The organism is Actinoallomurus soli, assembly GCF_024055715.1.
GTDB classification, from domain to species: domain Bacteria; phylum Actinomycetota; class Actinomycetes; order Streptosporangiales; family Streptosporangiaceae; genus Actinoallomurus; species Actinoallomurus soli.
This window is the reverse complement of record NZ_JAMXMV010000005.1, coordinates 1-23344: the sequence shown is the minus strand read 5'-3', so window position 1 is coordinate 23344 and position 23344 is coordinate 1. Positions and strand designations below refer to the sequence as shown.

At 72.7% G+C, this 23344-nt stretch carries 22 protein-coding genes and 1 pseudogene; 11 read left to right on the top strand and 12 right to left on the bottom strand.

Annotated features, from left to right (window positions below; genetic code table 11):
- The first annotated feature begins 136 nt into the window (after nucleotides 1–136).
- Complete coding sequence (locus tag NDW01_RS14440; protein WP_252820739.1) at nucleotides 137–1051, top strand: TIGR03621 family F420-dependent LLM class oxidoreductase; 915 nt, start codon at nucleotides 137–139, stop codon at nucleotides 1049–1051.
- A 220-nt stretch (nucleotides 1052–1271) separates the two neighbouring features.
- Here the strand turns inward: NDW01_RS14440 and NDW01_RS14435 are convergent, their stop codons facing one another.
- Complete coding sequence (locus tag NDW01_RS14435; protein ID WP_252820737.1) at nucleotides 1272–2024, bottom strand: hypothetical protein; 753 nt, start codon at nucleotides 2022–2024, stop codon at nucleotides 1272–1274.
- 143 nt (nucleotides 2025–2167) lie between these two features.
- Between NDW01_RS14435 and NDW01_RS14430 the strand changes: the two genes are divergently transcribed.
- Nucleotides 2168–3874, top strand: a complete 1707-nt coding sequence (locus NDW01_RS14430; RefSeq protein ID WP_252820735.1) for an NAD-binding protein — start codon at nucleotides 2168–2170, stop codon at nucleotides 3872–3874.
- A 16-nt stretch (nucleotides 3875–3890) separates the two neighbouring features.
- Here the strand turns inward: NDW01_RS14430 and NDW01_RS14425 are convergent, their stop codons facing one another.
- The 3 genes from NDW01_RS14425 to NDW01_RS14415 form a co-directional block, all read right to left on the bottom strand.
- Nucleotides 3891–5198, bottom strand: coding sequence for a hypothetical protein (locus NDW01_RS14425; protein ID WP_252820733.1), 1308 nt, complete (start codon nucleotides 5196–5198; stop codon nucleotides 3891–3893).
- A 242-nt stretch (nucleotides 5199–5440) separates the two neighbouring features.
- Nucleotides 5441–6319 (bottom strand): TIM barrel protein, encoded by an 879-nt coding sequence (locus NDW01_RS14420; RefSeq protein ID WP_252820731.1) that lies wholly within the window; start codon nucleotides 6317–6319, stop codon nucleotides 5441–5443.
- Nucleotides 6316–7323, bottom strand: a complete 1008-nt coding sequence (locus tag NDW01_RS14415; protein WP_252820729.1) for a Gfo/Idh/MocA family protein — start codon at nucleotides 7321–7323, stop codon at nucleotides 6316–6318. Before NDW01_RS14415 ends, NDW01_RS14420 begins: the two co-directional genes overlap by 4 nt.
- Before the next feature lie 231 nt (nucleotides 7324–7554).
- Here NDW01_RS14415 and NDW01_RS14410 point away from each other — a divergent pair, with 231 nt between their 5' ends.
- On the top strand, nucleotides 7555–9108 hold the full coding sequence (locus NDW01_RS14410) for a nitroreductase family deazaflavin-dependent oxidoreductase (RefSeq protein ID WP_252820727.1): 1554 nt from the start codon (nucleotides 7555–7557) through the stop codon (nucleotides 9106–9108).
- A gap of 99 nt (nucleotides 9109–9207) precedes the next feature.
- Here NDW01_RS14410 and lon read toward each other — a convergent pair whose 3' ends face one another.
- On the bottom strand, nucleotides 9208–11607 hold the full coding sequence (gene lon / locus NDW01_RS14405) for an endopeptidase La (protein WP_252820725.1): 2400 nt from the start codon (nucleotides 11605–11607) through the stop codon (nucleotides 9208–9210).
- Between the two features lie 45 nt (nucleotides 11608–11652).
- Here lon and NDW01_RS14400 point away from each other — a divergent pair, with 45 nt between their 5' ends.
- Entirely contained in the window at nucleotides 11653–11898 is a 246-nt protein-coding gene (locus NDW01_RS14400; RefSeq protein ID WP_406567725.1) for an SbtR family transcriptional regulator, read from the top strand.
- Nucleotides 11899–11950: 52 nt separating this feature from the next.
- Here the strand turns inward: NDW01_RS14400 and NDW01_RS14395 are convergent, their stop codons facing one another.
- Nucleotides 11951–12892, bottom strand: a complete 942-nt coding sequence (locus tag NDW01_RS14395; RefSeq protein ID WP_252820721.1) for a LysR family transcriptional regulator — start codon at nucleotides 12890–12892, stop codon at nucleotides 11951–11953.
- Between the two features lie 71 nt (nucleotides 12893–12963).
- Here NDW01_RS14395 and NDW01_RS14390 point away from each other — a divergent pair, with 71 nt between their 5' ends.
- Nucleotides 12964–13593, top strand: a complete 630-nt coding sequence (locus NDW01_RS14390; RefSeq protein WP_252820719.1) for a carboxymuconolactone decarboxylase family protein — start codon at nucleotides 12964–12966, stop codon at nucleotides 13591–13593.
- Between the two features lie 17 nt (nucleotides 13594–13610).
- Nucleotides 13611–14048: a tautomerase family protein gene (locus NDW01_RS14385; RefSeq protein WP_252820717.1), complete on the top strand. Its 438-nt coding sequence runs from the start codon at nucleotides 13611–13613 to the stop codon at nucleotides 14046–14048.
- Between the two features lie 285 nt (nucleotides 14049–14333).
- Here NDW01_RS14385 and NDW01_RS14380 read toward each other — a convergent pair whose 3' ends face one another.
- Nucleotides 14334–14966, bottom strand: coding sequence for an FMN-dependent NADH-azoreductase (locus tag NDW01_RS14380; RefSeq protein ID WP_252820715.1), 633 nt, complete (start codon nucleotides 14964–14966; stop codon nucleotides 14334–14336).
- A gap of 24 nt (nucleotides 14967–14990) precedes the next feature.
- Here NDW01_RS14380 and NDW01_RS14375 point away from each other — a divergent pair.
- Nucleotides 14991–15980 (top strand): annotated as a pseudogene (locus NDW01_RS14375) (MFS transporter); the annotation flags it as partial.
- A 374-nt stretch (nucleotides 15981–16354) separates the two neighbouring features.
- On the opposite strand, the gene NDW01_RS14370 reads toward NDW01_RS14375, so the two are convergent.
- From NDW01_RS14370 to NDW01_RS43785, 3 genes are read right to left on the bottom strand one after another with little or no spacing between them, the layout of a single operon-like run.
- Entirely contained in the window at nucleotides 16355–17359 is a 1005-nt protein-coding gene (locus NDW01_RS14370) for a HEAT repeat domain-containing protein (protein ID WP_252820713.1), read from the bottom strand.
- Between the two features lie 3 nt (nucleotides 17360–17362).
- Entirely contained in the window at nucleotides 17363–18028 is a 666-nt protein-coding gene (locus NDW01_RS14365) for a HEAT repeat domain-containing protein (protein ID WP_252821435.1), read from the bottom strand.
- A 40-nt stretch (nucleotides 18029–18068) separates the two neighbouring features.
- The gene (locus tag NDW01_RS43785) at nucleotides 18069–18509 is read right to left on the bottom strand and encodes a hypothetical protein (RefSeq protein ID WP_308211697.1); all 441 of its coding nucleotides are present in this window, start codon (nucleotides 18507–18509) and stop codon (nucleotides 18069–18071) included.
- Nucleotides 18510–18523: 14 nt separating this feature from the next.
- On the opposite strand from NDW01_RS43785, the gene NDW01_RS14350 reads away from it, so the two are divergent.
- Nucleotides 18524–18784, top strand: a complete 261-nt coding sequence (locus tag NDW01_RS14350) for a winged helix-turn-helix transcriptional regulator (protein WP_252820711.1) — start codon at nucleotides 18524–18526, stop codon at nucleotides 18782–18784.
- A gap of 13 nt (nucleotides 18785–18797) precedes the next feature.
- On the opposite strand, the gene NDW01_RS43780 is transcribed toward NDW01_RS14350, so the two are convergent.
- Entirely contained in the window at nucleotides 18798–19499 is a 702-nt protein-coding gene (locus NDW01_RS43780; RefSeq protein ID WP_252820709.1) for a TetR/AcrR family transcriptional regulator, read from the bottom strand.
- An 87-nt stretch (nucleotides 19500–19586) separates the two neighbouring features.
- Here NDW01_RS43780 and NDW01_RS14340 point away from each other — a divergent pair, with 87 nt between their 5' ends.
- A complete protein-coding gene (locus NDW01_RS14340) occupies nucleotides 19587–20489 on the top strand; it encodes an aldo/keto reductase (RefSeq protein ID WP_252820706.1) in 903 nt (300 codons plus the stop codon).
- Between the two features lie 120 nt (nucleotides 20490–20609).
- On the opposite strand, the gene NDW01_RS14335 is transcribed toward NDW01_RS14340, so the two are convergent.
- The gene (locus NDW01_RS14335) at nucleotides 20610–21530 is read right to left on the bottom strand and encodes an alpha/beta hydrolase (RefSeq protein WP_252820704.1); all 921 of its coding nucleotides are present in this window, start codon (nucleotides 21528–21530) and stop codon (nucleotides 20610–20612) included.
- Nucleotides 21531–21710: 180 nt separating this feature from the next.
- On the opposite strand from NDW01_RS14335, the gene NDW01_RS14330 reads away from it, so the two are divergent.
- Together NDW01_RS14330 and NDW01_RS14325 are read left to right on the top strand one after the other, a co-directional pair.
- Complete coding sequence (locus NDW01_RS14330; RefSeq protein ID WP_252820703.1) at nucleotides 21711–22616, top strand: helix-turn-helix domain-containing protein; 906 nt, start codon at nucleotides 21711–21713, stop codon at nucleotides 22614–22616.
- Nucleotides 22617–22639: 23 nt separating this feature from the next.
- Entirely contained in the window at nucleotides 22640–23203 is a 564-nt protein-coding gene (locus tag NDW01_RS14325) for a hypothetical protein (RefSeq protein ID WP_252820701.1), read from the top strand.
- The last annotated feature ends 141 nt before the right edge of the window (nucleotides 23204–23344 follow it).

Sequence of the window (23344 nt, the reverse complement as noted above, 5' to 3'; positions counted from 1 at the left end):
CCGCCGCCACGAACCGCCCGCCCGGCCGCCGGACGCCGGGGCCGGCACGCTCGGTCGGCGGCGCCGCGACGCCGTCCTGCCGCGACGATAGACGCTCACTCTCCAGCGAGCAAGCGCTTGGTATAGGCTCGGAGGAATGCAGCGCCCGTTCCGTTTCGGCGCCGTCCTCCGCGACGCGGACACGGCCGCCGCGTGGGCCGCCAAGGCCCGCCGGCTCGAGGACTCCGGCTTCGACGTCCTCCTCGTCCCCGACCACCTCGTCGGCCCCCGGTTCGCGCCGATCGCCGCGCTGACCGCCGCCGCGTGCGCGACCACGCGGCTCCGGATCGGCACCCTCGTGTTCGCCAACGACTTCCGGCATCCGGCCGTGCTCGCCAAGGAGACCGCGACGCTCGACCTGCTGTCCGGCGGCCGGCTCGAGGTCGGCCTCGGCACCGGGTGGATGGCCGGGGACTACACGGGCGCCGGGCTGCCGCTCGATCCGCCCGGCACCCGCGTCGCACGCCTCGCCGAGGGAATCCAGGTGCTCAAGGGGCTGTGGCGCGGCGGCCCGTGCTCCTTCGCCGGCGAGCACTACACGGTCACCGGGTTGGAGCAGCGGCCGCTGCCCGTGCAGCGCCCGCACCCGCCGCTGGTCCTGGGCGGCGGGGGCCCGCGGATGCTGCGCCTGGCCGCCCGGGAGGCCGACGTCGTCAACCTCACCCTGCGGGTACGGGCGGACGGCTCCGGCCCGGACACCGGCGACGGCGGTCCCGGCGCCTTCCGGCGGAAGGTGGAGATCGTACGGGAGGCGGCGGGGGCGCGGTTCCCGGCGATCGAGCTGGGCACGTCGGTGCTGCGGGTCGGCCCGGACCGTACGGCCGAGGCGTGGAGCGCCGCCGATCCCGCCGCGCAGTCCGGAACCCCGCAGGTCCTCACCGGCGACACGCCGGCCGTCTGCGACGCGCTGCACCGCTGGCGCGACGACCTCGGCGTCTCCTACTACGTCCTGCACCACGAGGCCGACCTGGACGCGTTCGCCCCCGTCGTGGAGCGCCTGGCGGGGACCTGACCCATCAGGCCGGTGCGACGCGGGGACCCGACCCGCCAGGCCGGCGCGACGCGGGGACCCGACCCGCCAGGCCGGCGCGACGCGGGGACCCGACCCGCCAGGCCGGCGCGACGCGGGGACCCGACCCGCCAGGCCGGCGCGACGCGGGGACCCGACCCGCCAGGCCTGTGCGACGCGGGGACCTGCCCCGCCAGCGGACGCGAGGCGGGGACCCGGCCGGTCAGGCGGGCGCGAGGCGGGAGCCCGGGTACGGGGACAGGAGCGTCTCGCGCCACGTGCCGTCGAGGAACTCGCGGGCGCGCTTGCGCCAGGCGAGGAGGCGCTCGTCGGCGTCGACCTCGTCGTCCAGCCCGAGCGCGGCGTCGTAGGACCGCTGCAGCGCGAGGTGGGAGTCCAGGTCGGTCGCCCAGACGGTGACCACCTCGGTGTCGCACAGCAGCACCTCGTACAGGCCGACGGGGCGGTGGCCGTGGTCGGCGAGCAGTGGGACGCGCTCCTCGCGGACCGCCGCCAGGTAGTCGAGCGCCGCGCCCGGCCGTACCCGCGCGCTCTCCAGGACGAAGAACTCCGCGCCCGTCGCGTCGGCCAGCGCGGGGCCGCCCGGCGCGGCGCCGAGCGGCCGGGAGTACGCGGTGAAGCGCAGGTCGTCGATGTCGGACAGGAAGAGGTTCTCCTTGACTCCGGTGTAGATCTCCAGCATCTGCCGCCACCCGCCGTCCCAGCCGCCGTGGCAGTCCCACAGCGTGACGACCTTGAACTGCGGGTGCCCGGTGATGCCGACGGCGTAGAACGCGCCGACCAGGTCGATGTCGCGGGAGCGGATGGACCGTCCCTCGGTGAGCACGTGCCGACCGGATTCGAGCGCCTCGTCCTCCCTCTTGTAGGCGGTGAGCCATCGGAGGTACTCCAGCGGCCGCCGGGAGTTCATCGGATGGAACTCGACCTCTTCCAGCAGACAGACGCCTCGCCGCATGCGCCGCTCCCGTCGTTCGTCGCCAAGCGCTTGCTCGGGACACTAGAGAGTCGGCTCCGCGGCGGCAAGGCCACCGCACATCGGATCCGCGCTGCGTGCGTCCGTACACACAGCGTCGGAGCGGCGACCGTTAAGATCACGCCGTGCCGACGGTCGTCCCCCGCCTCCGGAGCCCCGTTCGCGGTCGCCTGATCATCTGCGGTGACACGCCGCTCGCCTTCCGGCTGGCCGACGAGCTGTCAACGCGATACCTGCAGGACGTCACGGTCATCGTGCCCACCCGGAGGCGCAACCACGCGCCGCAGATCAGCGAGCTGCCTCGCGTCCGGGTGCACGAGGCGGCGGAGCTGAACGACGAGACGTTCCGCGCCGTGCACGTCGAATCCGCGCTCGCGGTGGCCCTCGTGAGCAACAGCGAGGTCGGCAACATCCACGCCGCGCTGCGGGTCCAGGAGCTCAACCCCGACATCCGGCTGGTCGTCCGGATGTCGAACACCACCCTGGGCAACCGCATCCGCACGCTCTTCAAGGACTGCGCCGTGCTGTCCGACGGCGCGGTGGCCGCGCCGTCGTTCGTGGCCGCCGCCCTCGGCGACCTGCCGCCCAGCCACGTACGCGTCGCGGGCCGCACCCTCTACGTCGCCCACCGCAGCGACCGCGTACGGAACGTCGTCTGCGCGCTCGCGGACACCCGCGGGCCGGACGGGAGGCCGCGCCTGCTGCCGGTGGACCAGGACCGGGCGAACCTGGTGCTCGCGGTCGCCGACGGCACGTCGCGCACGTCCCTCGCCGGTCCCCCGGTGACCAGCCGCCCGGTGTCCGGGCTCACCCGCAGCCTGCGGCTGCTGCTCAGCAGGCGGCTGCTCCAGGTGGCGGTGGCCCTGCTCGTGCTGATCCTCGTGGGAAGCACCGCCCTCAGCATCAGCGACGGGCAGGGCTTCACCTACTCGCTCTACCTCGTCCTCCTCGACATCGCGGGCGCCGCGAACCCCGAACCTGGGCTCAGCGGAGCGGCCAAGGTGACACAGGTGTTCGTCACCCTGAGCAGCCTGGCGCTGGTGCCCGCGATCACCGCCGCGGTCGTCGACGCGGTCGTCCGGGCCCGGCTGGCGGGGCCGCTCGAGCGGCTGCGCGACCCGATCAGCGGGCACGTCGTGGTCGTCGGCCTCGGCGAGGTCGGCCTCCGCGTCGTGTCACAGCTGCACGACCTGGGTGTCCCCGTCGTCTGCGTCGAGGCGAACGAGGACGCCGTCGGCGTACCGCTGGCCCGCCGGCTGGGGCTGCCGATCGTGTTCGGCGACGCGACCCGGACCGAGACCCTGCGCACGGCGTGGGTCGGCACCTGCCGATCCGTCGTCACCGTCACGAGCGACGACATCACCAACCTCGAGGCCGGGCTGAACGCCCGGGCCCTGCGCGACAACGTCCGCGTCGTGCTCCGGCTGTTCGACGACGACCTGGCGGCGCGCGTGCACCGCAATTTCAAGATCCCTGTGTCGCGCAGCGTGTCCTTCCTCGCGGCCCCGGCGTTCGCCGCCGCCATGATGGAACGCCAGGTCATCGGGACGATCCCCGTCGGCCGCAGCGTCATGCTCATCGCCGACATGCCGATCGGCGAGGGCTCCGAGCTCGACGGCCGGCCGCTGCGGGAGGCGAACCTCGCCGGCGAGGCCCGCGTGCTCGCGCTCGGCCGCCGCGGCCGCCCCCGCTTCGACTGGGACTTCCAGGACGGCTACCTGCTGATCCCCGGGGACCGGCTCGTCGTGCTGGCCACCCGGTCGGGCATCGGCCACATCCGCGCCCGTACGATCGGCGCGCCCGCCACCGGCCCCACCCCGCCGCCGCGCTGAACTCCGCGGGATCGGGTCAGCGCGCGACGAGTTGTTCGCGGCCGTCGGCGTGGCGCGGCGACACCTGGAAGGAACCGGTCAGGGTCCCGCCGCCGAACTCGACGCGGTTCGACGACTCCCGGCCCTTGGTGCCCGCGTCGCCGAGAGGAATGATCAGGTACGCGCGGCCGCCGACCGTTCCCACGAACACGGACGCCTCCTTCGCCTGGAGCGTCCCGCTCGGCAGCCGGAACGTGCCGTTGAGCCGGGCGAGGATCTCGTACGGGACCTCGCGGGAGACGTAGTAGCCGCCCGCGTCGAGGTCGCCCTCCGCCGTGTTCATCGGGACGAGGACGAGCGCGTGGGAGGTGTCCCGGTACGCGGCGACGAGCGGGGTCACCCGCGGGATCAGGTCGGTGTTCAGCTTGCTGAGGATGTTCTGGATGGCCTGCCGCAGCGTGTCCGACGCCGGCTCGGCGGCAGGGGTCACTCCCGTCAGCAGCAGGTCCACCGGGGTCCTGCGGCCCTGGGTGACCTGCCGCTTCCAGTCCTTGCGGGTCTCGTCGAGGAGGAGCCCGGCGACGCCGCCCAGCGCCGTGCTCTCCCCGTCCAGGGTGACCTGGCCGGGGTCGACCGTCCCGTCCAGGGGCTTGAGCTGCGTGTACTTGCGGATCGCCGCGAGGTCGCCGCGCTTCGCGCCCATCGCCATCGCCATCGCGACGGCGCCGAAGTAGCCGGCCGCGCCGTCGCCGATGTCGCTGACCGCGGCCCGCTTCACCTCATCGGGGAACTCCTTCTGCCACCGCGACCACCAGTAGGCCGCGCCGGCCAGCCGCCGGCTCCGCTGCTGGGGCGTGGTGTAGGCGGCCACCAGGTCGTTGTAGGCCATCGCGCGGTAGAGCCGGGGCGTGACGGCGAGCGGGAAGTCCGTGCCGCGCAGCTCCCCGCCGCCCTTCTTCCACGCCCGCCATTTCTGCTGCGTGGCGTGGAACAGCTCGTCCGTCGCGGCGGCGAACAGCGTGGCGGCCAGCGGCATCCCCGACGTCGCCGAGTCCGTCCGGTACGAGGGGTCGGCGACGTTCAGGACGACGGCCGGATGCCCGTCCCAGAGGGCGTAGGAGGACCCGCCGCGCGGGATGTCGATCTTCCGTTTGCGCAGCTCGGCCGGGCTCAGGTCCGTCACGCCGTCCACGGTGACCATCCGCGCGCGGGTGCCGTCCCCGAGGATGACCCGCCGGTCCTTCAGCACGGTGCCGGGCCAGATCTTCGAGGACTCCGGCCACACCCGTGCCGCGGCGTCCTGCACCTGGGCGGCGACCGGCTTCAGTGCCGTGACCGCGGGCATCGGCCCATGCTTGTCGTGGGAGCCGCCGGAACACCCGGCGGCCGAACCGAGGGCGGCGATCGTGACGACGGCCGGCCACCGGACCTTCGGGCCGGCCGAGCCTCGGCGGCCTGAACGAACGGATCCCGACCCGACGAACCCAGTGAACACCGCACAACCCCCGCGTCGGCCGATCTCGGACATGGGCCGGGGGGTGGTTCGCCCATCTTGACGCGGGCGATCATTCCCCGTGGGAGGGCCGGTTAACGCCCCCGCACGTCGGCAACGCTTTTCAGGCCGTTCAGGAAGGCCACGCTCGCCCGGACGTCGGCGACGGGGCCGTCGCCGGGCGCGGGCTCGGCGGCCAGGATCGTGTCCTGTTCGAGGACGTACCAGCCCTGGTAGCCGGCCCGGTCGAGCGCGGCCACGATCCCCGCCGTGTCCACGTCGCCGGCGCCCAGCGGGCGGTACAGCCCGCCGCGCACCGCCTCGGTGTACGTGGCGCGTCCCGCGCGCACCCGGTCGGCGGCGCTCGCGTCGACGTCCTTGAGGTGGACGTGCGCCACGCGGTCCGCGGCCGACCGTGCCAGGGCCAGCGGATCGGTTCCGCCGATCAGGAGGTGCCCGGTGTCCACGCAGAGGGGCACGCCGCAGCCGGTCAGGACCCGATCCACCTCATCCGGGCCCTCGACGATCGTGCCGACGTGCGGGTGCAGGGCCGTCCGGACCCCGAGGCCGGCCGCGTACGCCGCGATCCGGTCGAGGTTGGCCAGCAGCGTCGTCCAGTTCCGGGCGGACAGGACGGGACGCTCGTCGTACCCGTCCCGGCCGGTGGCGGCCGCCAGCACGAGCATCGGCGCGTCGCCGAACCCGCGCAGCGCCCGCTCCACCTCCGGCAGCGGATCGCGGTCCGGCTCGTGCAGGACGGCCGGGACGAAACCACCGACCGCCGTGAGGCCGTACGAGGCCAGCAGCGCCGCGCGCTCGGCCGGCCCGGACGGCAGGAACCCGTCCGGGCCGAACTCGGTCGCGGTCAGGCCCGTGTCGCGCATCTCGGCCAGCACCCGGTCCGGGGACATCTGATGGCCCCAGCCCGGCACCTCGCACACGCCCCAGGAGATGGGCGCACCCGCGATCCTCACCGGCGGACCTCCTCGATCCTCACGGCGCGCCGCTCCCGGCGGGAACGGTCGCACGCCTCGGCCACGTAGAACGCCTCCAGTGCCTCCTCCGGCGGGCACGGGCTGTCGGCCTGCCCGGCGGCGACCTGAAGGAAGGTCGCCAGCTCGGCCTCGTACGCCGGCCCGAACCGCTGGAGGAAGCCCTCGCAGGGACGGGCGCCGAGCGTCGCGGCCGCCGGGTCCCGGTCGACCGGCGTGAGCGGCGTCTCCTCCCCGAGCCCGGCCGCGAGGCTGTCCTTCGCGCCGAACGCCTCGAAGCGGACGTCGTATCCGGCGCCGTTGTAGCGGGTCTCGACGATGATGGCGAGGGTGCCGTCGTCGAGGGTGAGCACGGCCGCGCAGGTGTCGACGTCGTCGCACGCGGCGAAGTACTCCTCCCCCTTGTTGGCCCCGGTCGCCGTGACCTCGACGACCTGCCGCCCGGTCACGAACCGGACGGCGTCGATGTCGTGCACGGCGCAGTCGCGGAAGATGCCGCCGGAGACCCGGACGTACGCGGCGGGCGGCGGCGCGGGGTCGAGCGTGCAGGACCGTACGCTCTGCAGCCGGCCGAGGCGGCCCGCCGCGACGGCGTCCCGCAGCGCGACGTGACCGGCGTCGAAGCGGCGTTGGAATCCGACCTGGACGGGGGTTCCGGCCGCCTGGACCTCCCGGACGACTTGGAGCGTTCCAATACTGTCCGGGGCGACCGGCTTCTCGCAGAAGGTCGGGATCCCGGCCCGCGCGGCCCGGGTCACGAGCTCGGCGTGCGCGTCCGTGGCGGCGGCGACCACCAGGCCGTCCAGCCGCTCGCCGAACAGCGCGTCGACCGAGTCGGCGACCGAGCCGCCGTACTCCCCCGCGATCCGGCGCGCCCGCTCACCGTCCGGATCGGCCACCACGAACGCCTCGACCGAGTCGAGCGCGTTGAGGGTCTCCGCGTGACGGGCGCCGATACGGCCGGCCCCGGCGAGCCCGATTCTCATAGAGTCCTCCCGGTCGGCGATCTCCATTCGGACGCTCACGGTCCTGCGGGACAGCCGTTTTGGAACGTTCCATGCACTGGACCGATATTGTCAGGACAATTCAGGGGGTGCTTCCCAAAGCTAAACCGCTTCCTCCGCCCCGTCCATGGGATGGCCGGACCAGGCCGGGGGCCCGGCGCGGCGGCCGGGCCGGTCCTCCCAGACTCGCACACCAAGCGTTAGTTTGAGATCATGCGCGTTCTCGTCACCGGGGGTTCGGGGTTCGTGGGCTCCTACACCGTCGCCGCGCTGCTCCGGGCCGGCCACCGCGTCCGCGTGCTCGCCCGCGACTCCGGCCGGACGGCGAAGGTCCTCGGCGGCGTGGCGGTCGACGTCGGCGCCGAGGCGGTCGAGACGTGTCCCGGAGACATGCGCGACGCGGAGGCGGTCGGCCGTGCTCTCGACGGGTGCGACGCCGTCGTCCACGCCGCTGCCGCGCTCGGCGTCACCGATCCGCGGACGAGCGTCCTGGAGGTCAACGTCACCGGCACCCGCAACGTGATCGGCGGCGCGGTCGCCCGCGGGCTCGATCCGGTGATCCACCTGTCCACGATCGCGGTGTTCGTCCCGCCGGCGGGCCCGGTGATCCGGGCCGACGATCCCCTCGCGCGCCCGCGTACGGACTACGGCCGCTCGAAGGTCGCGGCCGAACACTACGTGCGCCGCCTGCAGGCCGACGGCGCCCCCGTCACCACGTTCTACCCCGGCGGCGTCATCGGCCCCCGGCAGCCGAACCTGGACGCGATGATGGAGGGTCTGGCCGGGGCGCTCAACCTCGTCTGGCCGACGCCGGGCGGCGGCGTGTCGCTCCTCGACGTACGCGATCTCGCCGAGGCCGTGGCCCGCGCGGTCGCCCCCGGTCTCGGGCCGCGCCGGTACATGCTCGGCGGCCACTACCTGACGTGGCCGGAGCTGGCCGACCACTGCGACACCCTCACCGGCGTGCGCTGCCGCCGGATCCCGGTCCCCGGAGGGATGATGGTCGCTCTCGGGTCGCTGCTGGACGCGGCCAAGCGGATACGCCCCTTCGACTACCCGCTGACCGGAGACGCCGCGCGGCTCATGGTGACCCTCGTCCCCTCCGACGACGCCGCGACCGTCGACGCGCTCGGCGTTCCGCTCCGGCCGGTCGAGGAGAGCCTGGCGGACTCCCTGCGCTGGCTCGCCTCCGCCGGTCACCTGGCCCCCGCGCGAGCCGGACGGCTCGCCCCCGCGCGAGCGGGACGTAGAAAGGCAGGACCCGTCATGGCATCGAGCAGGCTGAAGGACGTCATCTCCCCGCCGGTCCAGCGGATGGCCGGATCGGCGTGGTTCGCCAAGGTGGGACCGAAGGTGGTCCCGCCGCTGGACCGCGCGCTGCACCGGCTGACCGGCGGTCGCTTCCTTCTGCCGCAGTACATCGTGCCCAGCCTCGTGCTGACGGCCGTCGGGCACCGCAGCGGCCTGCCCCGCCGGACGCCCCTGGCCTGCCTGCCCGAACCGGACGGCTCCTTCCTCGTGGTCGGCAGCAACTTCGGCCGCGAGCACCATCCCGCGTGGACGACGAACCTCATGCACGGGCCTGACGCCGAGGTCGACTTCCGTGGCCGTACGATCCCGGTCACCGCGCGGCTCCTCGAAGGAGACGAACGCGCCGAGGTCTGGCCCCGGCTGGTGCGGATCTGGCCCACGTACGACCGGTACGTCGAGCGCTCCGGGCGGGAGCTGCGGGTCTTCCGCCTCGAACCACGGGACCGGCACGCATAGGCGAACGGCGCCCCTCCCCGATGGGGAGGGGCGCCGTGGTCGGGCGGGCGCGGTTCCGGCCGTGCCGGGGCCGCCCGCCGGTCAGGCGGCCGCCGCGCCTCAGGCGGCGACGGCGTCGCGGGTCGTGGCCGGCTCCAGCGCCAGGCCGAGCACCTCCCGCACGTCGCTGACCGGGTGGACGGTCAGCTGCTCCAAAACCTCGGCGGGCACGTCGTCCAGGTCGGGCTCGTTGCGCTTGGGGATGATCACCGTGGTGATCCCCGCCCGGTGCGCGGCCAGCAGCTTCTGCTTGACGCCGCCGATGGGCAGGACCCGCCCGGTCAGCGACACCTCACCGGTCATCGCGACGTCGGCGCGGACCAGCCGCCCGGACAGCAGCGACGCCAGTGCGGTCGTCATCGTGACGCCGGCGCTCGGCCCGTCCTTGGGCACCGCACCGGCCGGCACGTGGACGTGCACGCCCCGGTCCTTCAGGTCGCCGACGGGAAGCTCCAGCTCCGCGCCGCGCGAGCGAAGGTAGGACAGCGCGATGCGGGCCGACTCCTTCATCACGTCGCCGAGCTGGCCGGTCAGGGTCACACCCGTGTCACCGGTCTCCTTGTCGGCCAGCGACGCCTCGATGTAGAGCACGTCGCCGCCAGCACCGGTGACCGCGAGGCCGGTCGCGACGCCCGGCACCGCCGTGCGCCGCTCGGACTCGTTCAGCGCCGTCTCCGGCGTGAACCGCGGACGTCCCAGGTAGTCGCGCAGGTCGTCGGCGCCGACCGTCACCGGCAGCGTCTTCTCCTCCAGCGCGACCTGCGCCGCCACCTTGCGCAGCACCCGGGCGATCCCCCGCTCCAGGCTCCGTACGCCCGCCTCGCGGGTGTACTCGCCCGCCAGCAGCCGCAGCGCATCGTCGCCGATCGTCACCTCGTCGGCGGTCAGGCCCGCCTTGTCGAGCTGACGGCGCAGCAGGTGGTCACGGGCGATGGCGACCTTCTCGTCCTCGGTGTACCCGTCGAGGGCGACGAGCTCCATGCGGTCCAGCAGCGGGCCGGGGATGGTCTCCAGCGCGTTCGCCGTCGCCAGGAAGACGACGTCGGACAGGTCGAGCTCCACCTCGAGGTAGTGGTCGCGGAACGTGTGGTTCTGCGCGGGGTCCAGCACCTCCAGCAGCGCCGCGGTCGGGTCGCCGCGGTAGTCCGCGCCGACCTTGTCGATCTCGTCGAGCAGCACGACCGGGTTCATCGTGCCGGCCTCGCGGATCGCCCGGACGATGCGGCCGGGCAGCGCGCCGACGTACGTCCGCCGGTGACCGCGGATCTCGGCCTCGTCCCGTACGCCGCCGAGGGCCACGCGGACGAACTCGCGGCCCATCGCCCGCGCCACGCTCTCCCCCAGGGACGTCTTTCCGACGCCGGGCGGCCCTACGAGGGCGAGGACGGCACCGGACCGGCGGCCGCCGATCACGCCGAGGCCGCGGTCCTCCCGCCGCTTGCGCACGGCGAGGTACTCCACGATCCGCTCCTTGACGTCGTCCAGGCCGGTGTGGTCCTCGTCGAGGATCCGCCGGGCGCCGGCGATGTCGTAGGCGTCCTCGGTCCGCTCGTTCCACGGGATGTCGAGGACCGTGTCCAGCCAGGTGCGGATCCAGCCGCCCTCGGGCGACTGGTCGGAGGTCCGCTCCAGCTTGTCGACCTCCTTCAGGGCCGCCTCGCGGACCTTCTCCGGCAGGTCGGCCGCCTCGACCCGCGCCCGGTAGTCCTCCTCCTCCGAGGAGGGGTCACCGTTGAGCTCGTTCAGCTCCTTGCGGATGGCGGCGAGCTGCTGACGGAGCAGGAACTCCTTCTGCTGCTTCTCCACGCCCTCCTCGACGTCCTTGCGGATCGTCTCGGCGACGTCGAGCTCCGCCAGGTGCTCGCGGGTCCAGCCGATCGCGAGCTCGAGACGCTCCGTGACGTCGGCCGTCTCCAGGAGGCGCACCTTCTGCTCGGCGCCGAGGTAGGACGCATAGCCGGCCCGGTCGGCCATCACCGACGGGTCCTCGATCTGCTGGACCATGTCGACGACCTGCCAGGCGCCGCGCTTCTCCAGCACGCCGACGACGAGGGCCTTGTACTCCTTGGCCAGTTCGTCGGCGCGGGCGCCGAGCCCGGTGTCCTCGACCTCGGTGCCCTCCACCCACAGGGCGGCGCCGGGGCCGGTCGTCCCGGCTCCGATGCGCACGCGGGCGACGCCGCGGACGACCGCGCCCGGGCCGCCGCCGGGCAGCCTGCCCACCTGCTCGACGACGCCGAGCGTGCCGACGGCGGCGTACTTGCCGTTGATCCGGGGCACCAGCAGCACCCGCGGCTTGTCCTCCGACCGGATGCCCGGTCCCCGGGAGACGGAGCTCGCCCGCGCGGCGTCGATCGCGGCCCGCACGTCGCTCTCCGACAGGTCGAGCGGCACGACCATCGCGGGCAGCACGACCTCGTCGTCGAGGGGCAGCACCGGCAGAGTGACGTTCTTGCTCATCAGGCCTCCAAAGCTTGAGTCACCCACACTCAAGAAAGAAGAGCGCTGATTAATTTCCGCCGGCCCGTTCGCCGTCAGCGATCAGCGCCCGGCCTGCCCCGTCCTTCGATCGGCGACGCGATGACCGCGCTACTGGACGCCGGCAAGGCCGCCGGGGCCATTCGGCCCGACGTCGACGCCCGCGACGTCATCCTGCTCATCGGCCATCTGACCCGGCTCGACGAGGAATGGGAGACCCGCGCCCGACACCTGCTGCACGTCGTCCTCGACGGTCTGCGCTCCCGCGAATGACGAACGGAAGGGACCTGCCCCGTCGCGCGAACCTTGCGGGGCCCGGCGGCTGTCACCGGTCCCCTGGGCCGGCAGGCGGGTGGTCGTGATCGGCGAGGTCGGCGGCGTGCTGGCGGAGGGCGTGGACGAGTGCGTCCGTCGGCGGCGTGGTGGGGCCCGGCAGGCGAACGAGGCTGACGCGGCGCCGTTCCTCGGGGAGGTCCTCGATGGTGATGAGGCGGACTCCGGGCGGGATCACGGACCGCAGGGTGGAGGGCACGGTGGTGACGCCGGTTCCGGCCGCGACCAGGTGCAGTTTGGTCAGCCAGTCGCGGGTGGCGTGGTGGATGCGGGGCCGTCCGGGCAGCCCCGGCCAGATGCCGAGCAGGGGCTCGTCGGTGCCGGCCGGGCCGGCGATCCACGTCTCGCCGGCGATGTGCCGGGCGGTGACGCCGGCGCGGTCGGCGAACCGGCCGCCGGCCGGCACCGCCAGGACCAGTCGGTCTTCCAGCAGCGGCTCGGTATGCAGGGGTGGATCGTCGGTGTCGGGTGAGCGGTGCGGTGGCCGGGAGGACAGCAGGGCGAGGTCGAGAGTGCCGGCGCGCAGCGCCCGCACCAGCGATGGGGTGCCCGCCTCCCGGGTGGTGACCTGGATGCGGGGACGCTGCCGGTGCAGGGTCGCCAGGGCGCGGGCCACGAGGACCGCCCCGGCGGTGGGGAAGAAGCCGAGCCGTACATGGCCGATGTCGTCTTCCGCGCCGCGCAGTTCCCGGTCGGCCGCGTCCAGCGCGTCGAGCGCGGTCACGGCGTGGTACAGCAGAGCCCGGCCTGCGGTGGTCAGTCGCACGCCGCCGGGATAGCGGTCGAACAGCCGGACACCGGTGGCCTGCTCCAGGCCGGCCACCTGCCGGGAGACGGCCGATTGGGTGTAGCCCAGCGCCTGGGCGGCGGCGGTGAAGGTGCCCCGCTCGGCCACCTCGCGCAGTACCCGCAGCCCGACCACCGTGAAGTCCATGAGGAATCAGCATATCCACTATGCGGGGCATTCGCTGGCGGAATGGCTGCCGGACTCCTAGCGTGAAGGCCATGAACGAGCACGTCACCAACGGAGCCTCCGGGTTGGGCGGCCGGTTGCCCCTCCTCTCTCCCGATGCCCTCGATGAGGAGCAACGCGCCCTCCACGCCAGGCTGCAGGTCACGCGGCTGCGCAGTGCGGACGGGGCGGGCTATATGGCCGCGCTGTCCGATGGGAGGCTGATCGGCCCGTTCAACGTCATGCTGCGCGGCCCGCGCATAGCCCGGCCCCTGCTGGAGTGGGCCCAGGCGATCGCCGGATCCGGCATCCCGGTCGACGTCCGTGAGGTGGTCATCCTCACGGTGGCCGCCCACTGGCAGGCCGAGTACGCGCTCTACGCCCACACCGCGGGTGCGGAGCGCGCCGGCGTGCCCGGGACCGCGATCGCGGCGCTCCGCCGAGGCGGCACACCCCGCGGCCTGCGCGCCGAGGCCGGCACCGCCCACCGCGTGGCCGTCGCTCTCGTCCGCGACCACCAGGTACCGGACGAACTGTATGCCGAAGCGGTGGCCGTGTTCGGCGCCGAAGGGCTCGTCGCCCTGGTCAACCTCATCGGCCAGTACCTCAACACCTGTGCGCTGCTGGCCTGCTTCCAGGTCCCCGCTCCCGCCCCGCACCGCGCTGCGGCACCCACCGCCTGACGCCGACTCTGAAACGCGTGAGAAAGGCAACGACAATGCCGCTGATCAACGTCTACCTGCGCCAGGGAACCACCCCGGAGCACCGCCGCAACGTCTCCACCGCCCTGCACAAGGCCATGGTCGATGTCCTGAAGATCCCCGATGACGACCAGTTCCACGTCTTCCACGAGGTCACGCCCGACAACTTCCACATGCAGCCGGTCGTGTTCGGCCTGCCGCGCAGCGAGCGCACCATGCTCATCCAGCTGTCCTTCAACCAGCGCACGGCCGAGCAGAAGAACGAACTGTTCCGAGCGATCGTCGACGACCTCCGGCTGCTCGCCGGCGTCCCCGAAGAGGACGTCATGATGATGGTTCTCGAGACGGCCCGCGAGAACTGGTGGGCCGCCGGCCGCGTCGTCAACCCCGAAACCGGCTACGACGCGCGCATGACCGGCGTCCCGACCACGACCTGACCGTCCGGGCCTCCCGTTCAACACGCAGTTCAGCGCGCCGGCCGCTGGCAGGGTTCGGCCGGACGAGACAGTCCCGTCCTGCTTGTTCTGCGCTGATCGCTACGCCCGGTCGGCGCCAAGGCCGTCGATGCCTCGCTGCCGCCGGCCCGGATGCCGGTTCCCGAGCCGATGCGGCCGGACTCGGTGGAGTTCGCCCGCGGATGGCGGCGTCCCGGCTGCGGTGTCGTCTCCGATTCGCGTTGGCGAGCTTCGCCTGGAACGGACACCCGTCGCCGAAGAGCACGGTCACTCGGCGGCGAGTGCCCGGCCGGCGTCGCGGGCCGCATCGAGTGCCTGGCCGTGGAGTTGGGCGGCCTGCTCGCGTAGTGGCTCCAGGGCGGGGGTGGCGGCGGCGAGGGTGAGTTCGCGTTCGATGACGGTCAGGTCGGCCTGCCACATGTCGGCCAGCACCCGCCGCAGGTAGGGGGTGGAGTGGTCCCATCCCTCGCGCGGGGTACCGGGGCCGTATCCGCCTCCGCGCACGGTGGCCAGCACGGTCGGGGTGCCCTTCAGGATCGGGGTGGTGGCACCTGCTCCGGCGATGACCAGGTCGACCCACGCCTTGAAGTGCTGGGAGACGCCGTAGTTGTACAGCGGTACGGCCAGCATGACGGCGTCGGCGGCCTGGAGTTCGCCGGCCAGCGTCGCGGCCAGGGCCAGCGCCTCCTGCTGGGCGGGGGTGCGGTCGGGCTCCGGCGTGAATCCGGCGAGCGTGGCCTGGGTCCAGGCGTCGGCGGGCAACGGGTCGGTGCCCAGGTGGCGGCGCACGATCTGCTCCCCAGGGTGGGCGGCGCTCCACTTGGCCTCCACGATGTCGGCGAGCTCGGCGCTGGCCGAGGTGCCGGGAAGGATGCTGGCGTCCAGCCGGAACAGGCTCATGGCTTCTCCTCGACAGGGGGCCGCATGGCGCGGCCCGATGGCGCCGACCCGCGATCCGCGCGGACAAAGCTCGACGTGAGCGTGGTGAACGTGGCGATCAAGCCGATCGGCGCGGCGCTCGGAGGAGGCGTCACGGCACTGCAGTGGGTGGTCGATGCCTACACCATCGCTTTCGCCGCGCTGATCCTCACGGCGGGCACGCTGGGCGATCGCTACGGTGCCAAGCGCCTGTTCGTCGCCGGGTTCGCGCTGTTCGTCCTGGCGTCGGCAGGCTGCGGACTGGCGGCGAACATGACCGGACTGATCACCGCGCGGGCGGCCCAGGGAGTCGGCGCGGCGATGCTGGCGGCCTGCTCGCTGAGCCTGCTCGATCACACCTACCCCGAGCCCGGCCGCCGGGCGCGGGCCGTCGGCCTGTGGGCCGCGGGCGCGAGCGTGGCGCTGGTGGCCGGGCCGCTCGCCGGCGGCGTATTGATCGCGACGCTGGGATGGCGGTCGATCTTCTTCGTCAACGTGCCGATCGGGGTGACCGGTGTATGGCTGACCCTGAGGTACGCCGCCGCCTCACCGTGCTCCCGGGACCGCGGCCTGGACCTGTGGGGGCAGATCAGCGCGGTCGTGGCACTGACCGCGGTCGCGGTGGCCACGATCGAGGCGGGCTCACACGGGGCCGGTGATCCGATCGTGCTGGTGAGCGTCGCCGTCGCCGTCATCGCCGGCGCGGTGTTCGTGGTCGTGGAAGTCCACGGGGCACGGCTGATGCTTCCGCTACGGCTGTTCGGCTCGGCGCGGTTCGGACTGCCGGTCGCGATCGGACTGCTCGTCAACGTGGCGTTCTACGGGCTGATCTTCGTCCTCAGCCTGTTCTTCGAGGAGGAACAGCGTGCCTCCACGCTGTGGACCGGTCTGGCCTTCGCACCGATGATGGCGGCGATCATGGCCGCCAACCTCACGGCCAACCGGTTCACCCGCGCGCTCGGCACTCGCCGCGTGATCCTCGTCGGCGCCGCCCTCTTGGCGGGGGGGATGCCTTGCCATGCTCGGCTCCACCGCCGGGACCGCGTATGCCGCGTTGACGCTCCCGCTCTTGGCCGAAGGTTTCGGTCTCGGCCTCATCGTCCCCGTCATGACCTCGGTCCTGCTCGGCGGCGTGGACCGCTCGCGCTCGGGACTGGCCTCTGGAGCGCTCAACGCCGCACGCCAGACGGGCAGCGTTCTCGGCGTCGCGCTCTTCGGCTCGCTCGCCGCCGGGACCGGCCCGGTCAACGGCCTTCACCTCGCGCTGCCGATCTCCACGGGGCTCGTCACCGCCGTCGCCGTGCTGGGCACCAGGATCCCGGGGAGACGGTGAGTCGATCACGTGGTGCCCTGCTCATCCTCAGGATCCCTTATCGCGCGTCGCGCAGCTTGAGGATGTACGTCGCGGTGAGCGCGATGGCGCGGTCCTCGTCCTGTGACAGCTCCGCGAGGGCACGGGTCGTCGTGATCCCCGGAATGTCCGCGAGCGCCTCTGTCAGCCGCCGGCGTGCGAGCGTGCCGATGGCGCCGTCGGTGAGGCGGTCGACGAGCCTGGTGGCGATCTGATCCGCCAGCGCGGGATCACTCGCCAGCGCGCTCAGCGCATCGGCCGCGTCGACGTCGTTCACCTCCTCGACGATCATGTCGATGAGCGTCGGGACCGCGTCGGCCACTCCACGTGCCCCGAGCGTCAGAGCCGCACACCTGCGGACCACGACGTCGGAGTTCGTGAGGGCCTCGTGCAGCAGCGTGGTGGCCGCACCGTCCGGGATCTCGGCGATGGACTGGACGGCGCGTCTCCGTACCTCGGCCGCCGGTGAGCCGAGGCCCTCCGCCAGCAGCGCCAATCCGGCATCGCCCGATCGTGCCAGAGCCCACCGAAGGGCACCGGCGACGTTCGGGTCCGTCTCGCTCAGCACCGCCTCGACCAGCGCCTCCATCGGCACCGGAACCTCCTCGGCCGAGGACAGGGCCGCCCGCTGGCGCTTCCCGGCGCTCTCCGACCCCAGGGCCTGGAGGAGCGCGACGGTCTGGAGGACGTCCTCCCAGCCTGTGGGTTCCGCGGCATCGATCCGACGGAGTCGTGTGAGCAATTCCGTCTCGGCCGCGATGCGTTCTCGCGTCCGGCGGATGAGGTCGTCGATGAGCTCCGAGGGCTTGAAACCCGGATCATCCAGCGCGCACCCGGCTTCACGCAGCGACAGCCCCAAGGACCGCAGGCTCTCGATATGGAAGATCCGCCGGATGTCCTCGCCGGAGTACGCCCGATAGCCGGCCTCGGTACGGCCCATCGGCCGCACCAGGCCGAGCGACTCGTAGTGCCTGAGCATGCGGGCGCTGACCCCGGACCGCCGTGCCACATCACCGATCAACACCGTCTACCGCTCCTCCTCGCCGGTCGTGCCGAGGGCCACGAGGCGCTTCGCCTCCTCGATCGCGGACTCGAATCCGGCATCCGGGTCGCGCGACAGCCGTTCCGTGGCGATCGCGTGCTCACGCACGCGAGGGTCGGAATCCATCATCGCGGCGCGCAGGGGCGGCACCATCGCCTCACCGAGCGCGATCAGCGCCCGGCTGAGGCTCAGCCGCGTCTCACGCTCGCCGCGCCCGAACTGTGTCGCCAGCACTCCGGCCAGCTCGGACTCCTCACCTTCGGGCACGAGTACGACCGCCGCCCGCCACGCGCTCCGCGCCACCTCATCGTCGGTGTCGGTCAGCAGCGTCCGGGTGATCGCCGGCCACGCTCGCCGATCACCGATCTTGGACAGGGTGTGCAACGCCTGGCTGCGCGCCTGCACCCGTTCCGAGCGGAGTTCATCGACGAGCTTCGGAAGCGTCATCGACGACGAGTGGCGGGTGAGCGCCCACGTGAGCATCTCCCGCACGAAGAACTCCGGCTCGATCGCGCATCGTTCGATCAGCCGGTCGACGAACCTCGGGTCCGGGGTCGACCCGACCGCCATCGCCGCCTGCAGCCGCACGGACGGATTACCGCTCTCCAGCCCCTGGAGAACTCGCATCGTCTCCGTGTCCTGTTCCGGCATGGTCACCGGGACCACCTCCCTGACCACAGTGAAGACCTTGTCACTGTGTCAAGGTCAACCGGCGCGACTCGTGCTCAGCCCGCCGAGACGGCGTCCTTTCGCGGTCGATGCCGCTCGGCGGCGAACCGGCCGACGTTGTGGCCCGGGTCGACAGGTACGACGACTGGCTCGCGCACAGTGCCGACGTGCCGAAGCTGTTGCTCACCTTCCAGCCCGGCCCCGGGACGATGATGGGACCGGAACCCTCCAGACGGGTGACCAGCAGACCCCAGCCGGCGGCGTGAATCGAGCGATTCAGCCCGGCCTTGGCCCGGACGTTCCTGCCCGGCGCGGCGGTCGTGCCGCGCGCGGACCGCACCATGTTCTTGACCTTCAGGTCCTCGACCCGGATGAAATCGAACCGGCGGGCCAGATCAGTGGAGGCCTGCTCCACCCAGTCCTTGCGCCGGTCGCTCTCACGCGCCTTCAACCGGGCGATCACGGCGGCAGCGTTTCGTGGAACTCGAACGCCGCATCAGCACGATCACGCCCAAGGTGCTGACCCAGCGGCTCCGGCAGCTGGAGCGCGACGGACTCGTCGCGCGCACCTATCACCCAGAGGTCCCGCCCAGGGTGGAGTACGAGATCACCGACCTGGGCCGCAGCCTGGTACCTCTCTTCGTGACACTCGCCGAATGGTCCGTCAACCTGGACAAGGTCGAACAGGCACGCCGGGACTACGACACGAAGCACCAGACCCGCGGCCGCCGGCCGTAGGCGGCGATGTAGATCAGCGGGCGAGCCGGTCGAGCCAGTCGCGCAGGAGAGCCGTCTCGGCCGGACGGAGGGGGAAACCGCCCTCTCCGGCGGTGGCGATGGCGGCGTCGAGGGCGAGGGCTCGGGAGGCGAGGCCGGAGTCGGCGGCCGGAGGCGGGTCGGTGATGAGGGAGTCGATGAGGATGTCGCGCGTCCTCGGGGAGAGCTCCGGATCGCGGTCCTCGGCCGGGGTCCCGATCAGCGAGAGGGTGACACCGGTGACGGCGGCCAGGCAGAGGCGGGCGGAGAGAACGGGCGGGACCCGGAGGCGCCCGGCGTCGGCGGCACGGTCGAGGAATCTCAGCAGGAAGGCGCCGGCCTCATCGGCGGCGGGCGGGCGGCGGCCGGGGCGGTCGGTGCCGTACATCAGCAGGTAGAGCGCCGGGTGGCGCAAGCCGAAGTCGACGTGGGTGTCCCAGCCTCGGCGCATGTCGGCGACCGGGTCCTCGGTGCGCGCCAGCGCGTGCTTCTCGGCCAGGTAGAGGTCGAAGCCATGGATGGCCAGGGCCGCGAGGAGGCCGTCCTTGTCCCCGAAGTACTGATACAGGGAGGCGGCGCGAATGCCGGCCGCCGCAGCGACTGAGCGGGTGGAGAGGGCCTGAGTGCCCTCCCGTTCCAGAATCTCGGCCGCCGCCTCGATGATCTGCCGCCGGGTACGGGTCTTCACGTCGTCCACGGTTGCAATGCTACGGCATTAGGCGTATCACTGACTCGAACAGTGCAACGCATTTTAGCGTTTCAGTGATACATCAAGGGAGAGCCAGTGAACCGTGTCGGATACGGGGCCATGCAGCTTGCCGGGCCGAACGTGTGGGGGCCACCGGACGACCTCGACTCGGCGCGGCAGGTGCTACGCCTGGCGGTCGAGCTGGGAGTGACGTTCTTCGACACCGCGAACGCCTACGGGCCGCGCACGGTCAACCAGCTGATCGGCGAAGCTTTGCGGCCGTTCCCGGACGGGGTGATCGTGGGCAACAAGGTCGGCGCCGGGCGCGGCCCGGACGGATCGTGGATCATCACCGACCACCCGGACACCGTCCGCCGGCAGGTGCACGAGGCACTGGCCGACCTGGGCACGGAGACCAGCGAGCTGACGTACCTGCGGCTGGGCGGCGACTATCCGGGGCCGCCGAGCGACGTACCGCTGGAGGACTCGCTCGGCGTGCTCGTGGAGCTGCACGAGCAAGGGCTCATCCGTCGCATCGGGCTGTCCGGCGCGTCGCCGGAGATGCTGGCCCGCGCGCAGAGGATGACGCCGATCGCCGCCGTGCAGAACCGCTTCAACCTGCTCGACCGCAGCGGCGTGCAGGTCCTCGCCGACTGTGAGGCGCAGGGCATCATGTTCGTCCCGTACTACCCGCTGGCCTCCGGCGGCCTCACCGGCTACGACGAGCTGACCGGCCCCGCGCGGCGCCTGGGCGTGACCCCGGCGCAGATCGCGCTGGCCTGGTTGCTGCGCAGGTCTCCCGCCGTGGTCGTCATCCCCGGCACGAAGAATCCTGAGCACCTGCGCGCCAACGTCGCCGCGGCCGACATCGCGGCGGAGCTGACCGACGCCGAGGTGAGCCGGCTGACCGGCCTCGTCGACGAGTCGAAAGCCGCTCTCGACCAGCCGGACCGGTCCACGCTCGACGCGCTCCGATCCGCGAGGGAGCGCCACCGCTGAGTTCCAAGCTCGGAGGAACGCCGTCGTTCGAAGCGGCACGTCCGCGTCACCCTCGTGGGCGACGTCAGGCGCCACCTCCGCCACGCCGCCGCGCGGGCGTAGCCTCCCGGCAGGAGCGCCTCATTGGCTCAGGTTCTTCGCGAAGAAGCCGGCGAGCCTCTCGACGACGGGGTCGACGTACCGCCGCTGGTCGTAGAGGTCGACATGGCTGGCGCCGTCCACCCAGTGGATCTCCTTGGGGCCGGTGGCGCGCTGGAACGCCTCGACGCTCATCCACGAGGTGACGGCGCGGGTGCCGACGACCATGAGCAGCGGCCGCGGCGCGATCAGCGGGACCGCGGCGAAAGCGTCGAAGGCCGCCATCCTGTCGATGCTGGTCCAGGTCAGGAAGCTCCCCGAACGAGGGTGCCGGCCGCGCGGAGTGCGGTAGTACTCGAAGCCCTCGGCGCCGTGCTCTCCGCCGAGCGTGCGGGCCTGCTCGGGGGTGTCGGGGAAGAGGGGCAGCACCGGCGGGTCCTCCCCACGGGCCTCAGCGGTCCGCGCGCGGGCGGCGGCGTCCAGCATGCCCTGGAAGACGGCCGGGTCCTGTGCTCCGTCGGCCCCCAGGCGGAACTGCCGGGCGACGTCGACGGCGCTCACCGTGCCGACGGCCTTGATGCGGTGATCGCCCGCCGCGGCGGGAAGCGCGTAGCCGCCCGAGGCGCAGATGCCGAGGACGCCGATGCGGTCCGGGTCGACCTCACGGCGGGTGGTGAGGAAGGAGACGGCGGCCTTGATGTCCTCGACGCGGTGGGCGGGATCCTCCAGGCCGCGGGGCTCGCCGCCGCTCTCGCCCTGGTAGGCGGCGTCGAAGGCGAGCGTGACGAAGCCCGCGTCCGCCAGTAGCCGCGCGTACAGGCCGGCGGTCTGCTCCTTGACACCCGTGCCGGGGTGGCCGACGACGATCGCCGGGCGTGGGCCCTCCGCCGGGACGCCGGGGAGGTGGAGGTGACCGGCGAGGGGGATGCCGGCGCTGTCGAAGGTGACGTCGATCTTCGCCACGGGGTCCTCCGTTTCACTGTCGCACCGGAGCCGCGCCGAGAGAGTGGGCTCCGGGCCCGGCACCGTGCCGGGCGTGTCTCCACGGTCGCCGCGGTCCCCGGGTGCGCAAAAGAGGCGGGTTCCTGCCTGGGAAAGAACCTGCCCTCTCAGATTCCCGCCGCGGACGTGACAATGGACGGCATGACTCCCGCACCTGATCGCAGCGAACTCGGCGCGTTCCTGAAGGCCCGCCGGGCGCAGCTGGCGCCGGAGGACTTCGGCCCGCCGGACACGGACTCCCGTCGCAAGGTCGCGGGGCTCCGCCGCGAGGAGGTCGCGCAGCTCGCGGCGATCAGCGTGGACTACTACACCCGGCTGGAGCAGGGCCGGGTCCGAGCGTCCGCGTCGGTGCTCGCCACCCTGGCCCGTACGCTGCGCCTCGACGACGACCAGCAGAGCTACCTGTACGAGCTCGCGGGCAAGGCCGACGCCCGGCCGCGCCGGCGGCGGCCCGCGCAGCGCGTGCGGCCCGCCATGCGGCGCCTGCTCGACCAGCTCACCGGAACCCCCGCCATCATCCTGGGCCGACGGCTGGACATCCTGGACTGGAACTCCGGCGCCGCGGCCCTGTACACCGACTTCTCGCTGATCCCGGCGAGCCGGCGCAACTACCTGCTCCTGCTGTTCACCCACCCGGCCATCCGCGGCATGCACCGGGAGTGGGAGCACGACGCCCGCGACGCCGTCGCCGCGCTGCGCATGGAGGCCGCCGCGGACCCCGACGACCCCGAGCTCGCACGACTCGTCGGCGAGCTGTCCGTCCAGGACGCCGACTTCCGCACCTGGTGGGCCGAGCACCGTGTCAACGGCGCCGCCTACGGCACCAAGCGCTACCACCACCGGCTGGTCGGTGACCTCACCCTTGACTGTGACACCTGGAGCAGCCCCGACGGCTCCGGGCAGCGGCTCATGCTCCTCACCGCCGAGCCCGGCTCCCCATCGCACGATGCCCTGCGCATCCTCAGCGCCTGGACGCCCGGACGGACAGCGGAGACGAGCCGGGATGAGGCCTCGGCATCCGACGGATCCCCGGCTCACCGGGGCTGAGCGGTCAGGAGGGAGCTCCTCTCATGTTCACCCTGCTGCCCGCGGTCGGGGTCGAGCTCCCCCACCGGGCAGGGCTGCTGAGGTTCGGGATGTCCGAGCAGCGAGCCCAGTGGGCGACCTCGACACTGGCCGACGTCCGCGAGGAGCGGCTCTGCGTCAGATCACGAGCGGCCGGCGTGGCGTGGGCGTTCTACGCCGAGTACGAGGATCTCGTCATCAGCGTCAGCGGTGGTCCCGGTCCCGGCGGACATGCCCCCGGCCTCGACGAGATCCGCTTCGCCCGGCGGAGTGATCCTCTCCCGGACGCCCCGGCGGCCGTCCCGGTCGTCTACGAGGGCATCGACCTCTTCGGATACCCCGCTCCCGAAGTCGAGGAGGCGCTGGCGGCGCTGCATCCCCACGCCACGGGCGAAGAGACCCTCACCGAGGAGTCCGGCCTGACGCTCGGCCGGCACGCCGCCGCCCGTTCCCCGGGGCCGGCCGGGCGCGGGCCACGCCACCCGGCCGGCCGGGACCCGGCCACGACGCGGTACCTGGCCTCCGCCACGCTGACCGGCCCGGAACGGTACCGGCTCATGGTCGGGTGACGGCGGCCGCGAGGTTGACGCTTCTATGTTCTGTCAAGCGGCCTTCGCAGCCGGTGCTGGGCCGTTTTCGAGGGCCCGGAAGATCCTGCGGGCGAGATAGCGCTTGAGGCAGCGGATGGCTTCGCGGCGGGTTTTGCCTTG

Bases quoted from the DNA above. Each gene is read 5' to 3' on its own strand.
- NDW01_RS14440 (WP_252820739.1), top strand. From the start codon at position 137: ATGCAGCGCCCGTTCCGTTTCGGCGCCGTCCTCCGCGACGCGGACACG.
- NDW01_RS14435 (WP_252820737.1), bottom strand. From the start codon at position 2,024: ATGCGGCGAGGCGTCTGTCTGCTGGAAGAGGTCGAGTTCCATCCGATG.
- NDW01_RS14425 (WP_252820733.1), bottom strand. From the start codon at position 5,198: ATGCCCGCGGTCACGGCACTGAAGCCGGTCGCCGCCCAGGTGCAGGAC.
- NDW01_RS14415 (WP_252820729.1), bottom strand. From the start codon at position 7,323: ATGAGAATCGGGCTCGCCGGGGCCGGCCGTATCGGCGCCCGTCACGCG.
- NDW01_RS14410 (WP_252820727.1), top strand. From the start codon at position 7,555: ATGCGCGTTCTCGTCACCGGGGGTTCGGGGTTCGTGGGCTCCTACACC.
- lon (WP_252820725.1), bottom strand. From the start codon at position 11,607: ATGAGCAAGAACGTCACTCTGCCGGTGCTGCCCCTCGACGACGAGGTC.
- NDW01_RS14395 (WP_252820721.1), bottom strand. From the start codon at position 12,892: ATGGACTTCACGGTGGTCGGGCTGCGGGTACTGCGCGAGGTGGCCGAG.
- NDW01_RS14390 (WP_252820719.1), top strand. From the start codon at position 12,964: ATGAACGAGCACGTCACCAACGGAGCCTCCGGGTTGGGCGGCCGGTTG.
- NDW01_RS14380 (WP_252820715.1), bottom strand. From the start codon at position 14,966: ATGAGCCTGTTCCGGCTGGACGCCAGCATCCTTCCCGGCACCTCGGCC.
- NDW01_RS14365 (WP_252821435.1), bottom strand. From the start codon at position 18,028: ATGCCGGAACAGGACACGGAGACGATGCGAGTTCTCCAGGGGCTGGAG.
- NDW01_RS14330 (WP_252820703.1), top strand. From the start codon at position 21,711: ATGACTCCCGCACCTGATCGCAGCGAACTCGGCGCGTTCCTGAAGGCC.
- NDW01_RS14325 (WP_252820701.1), top strand. From the start codon at position 22,640: ATGTTCACCCTGCTGCCCGCGGTCGGGGTCGAGCTCCCCCACCGGGCA.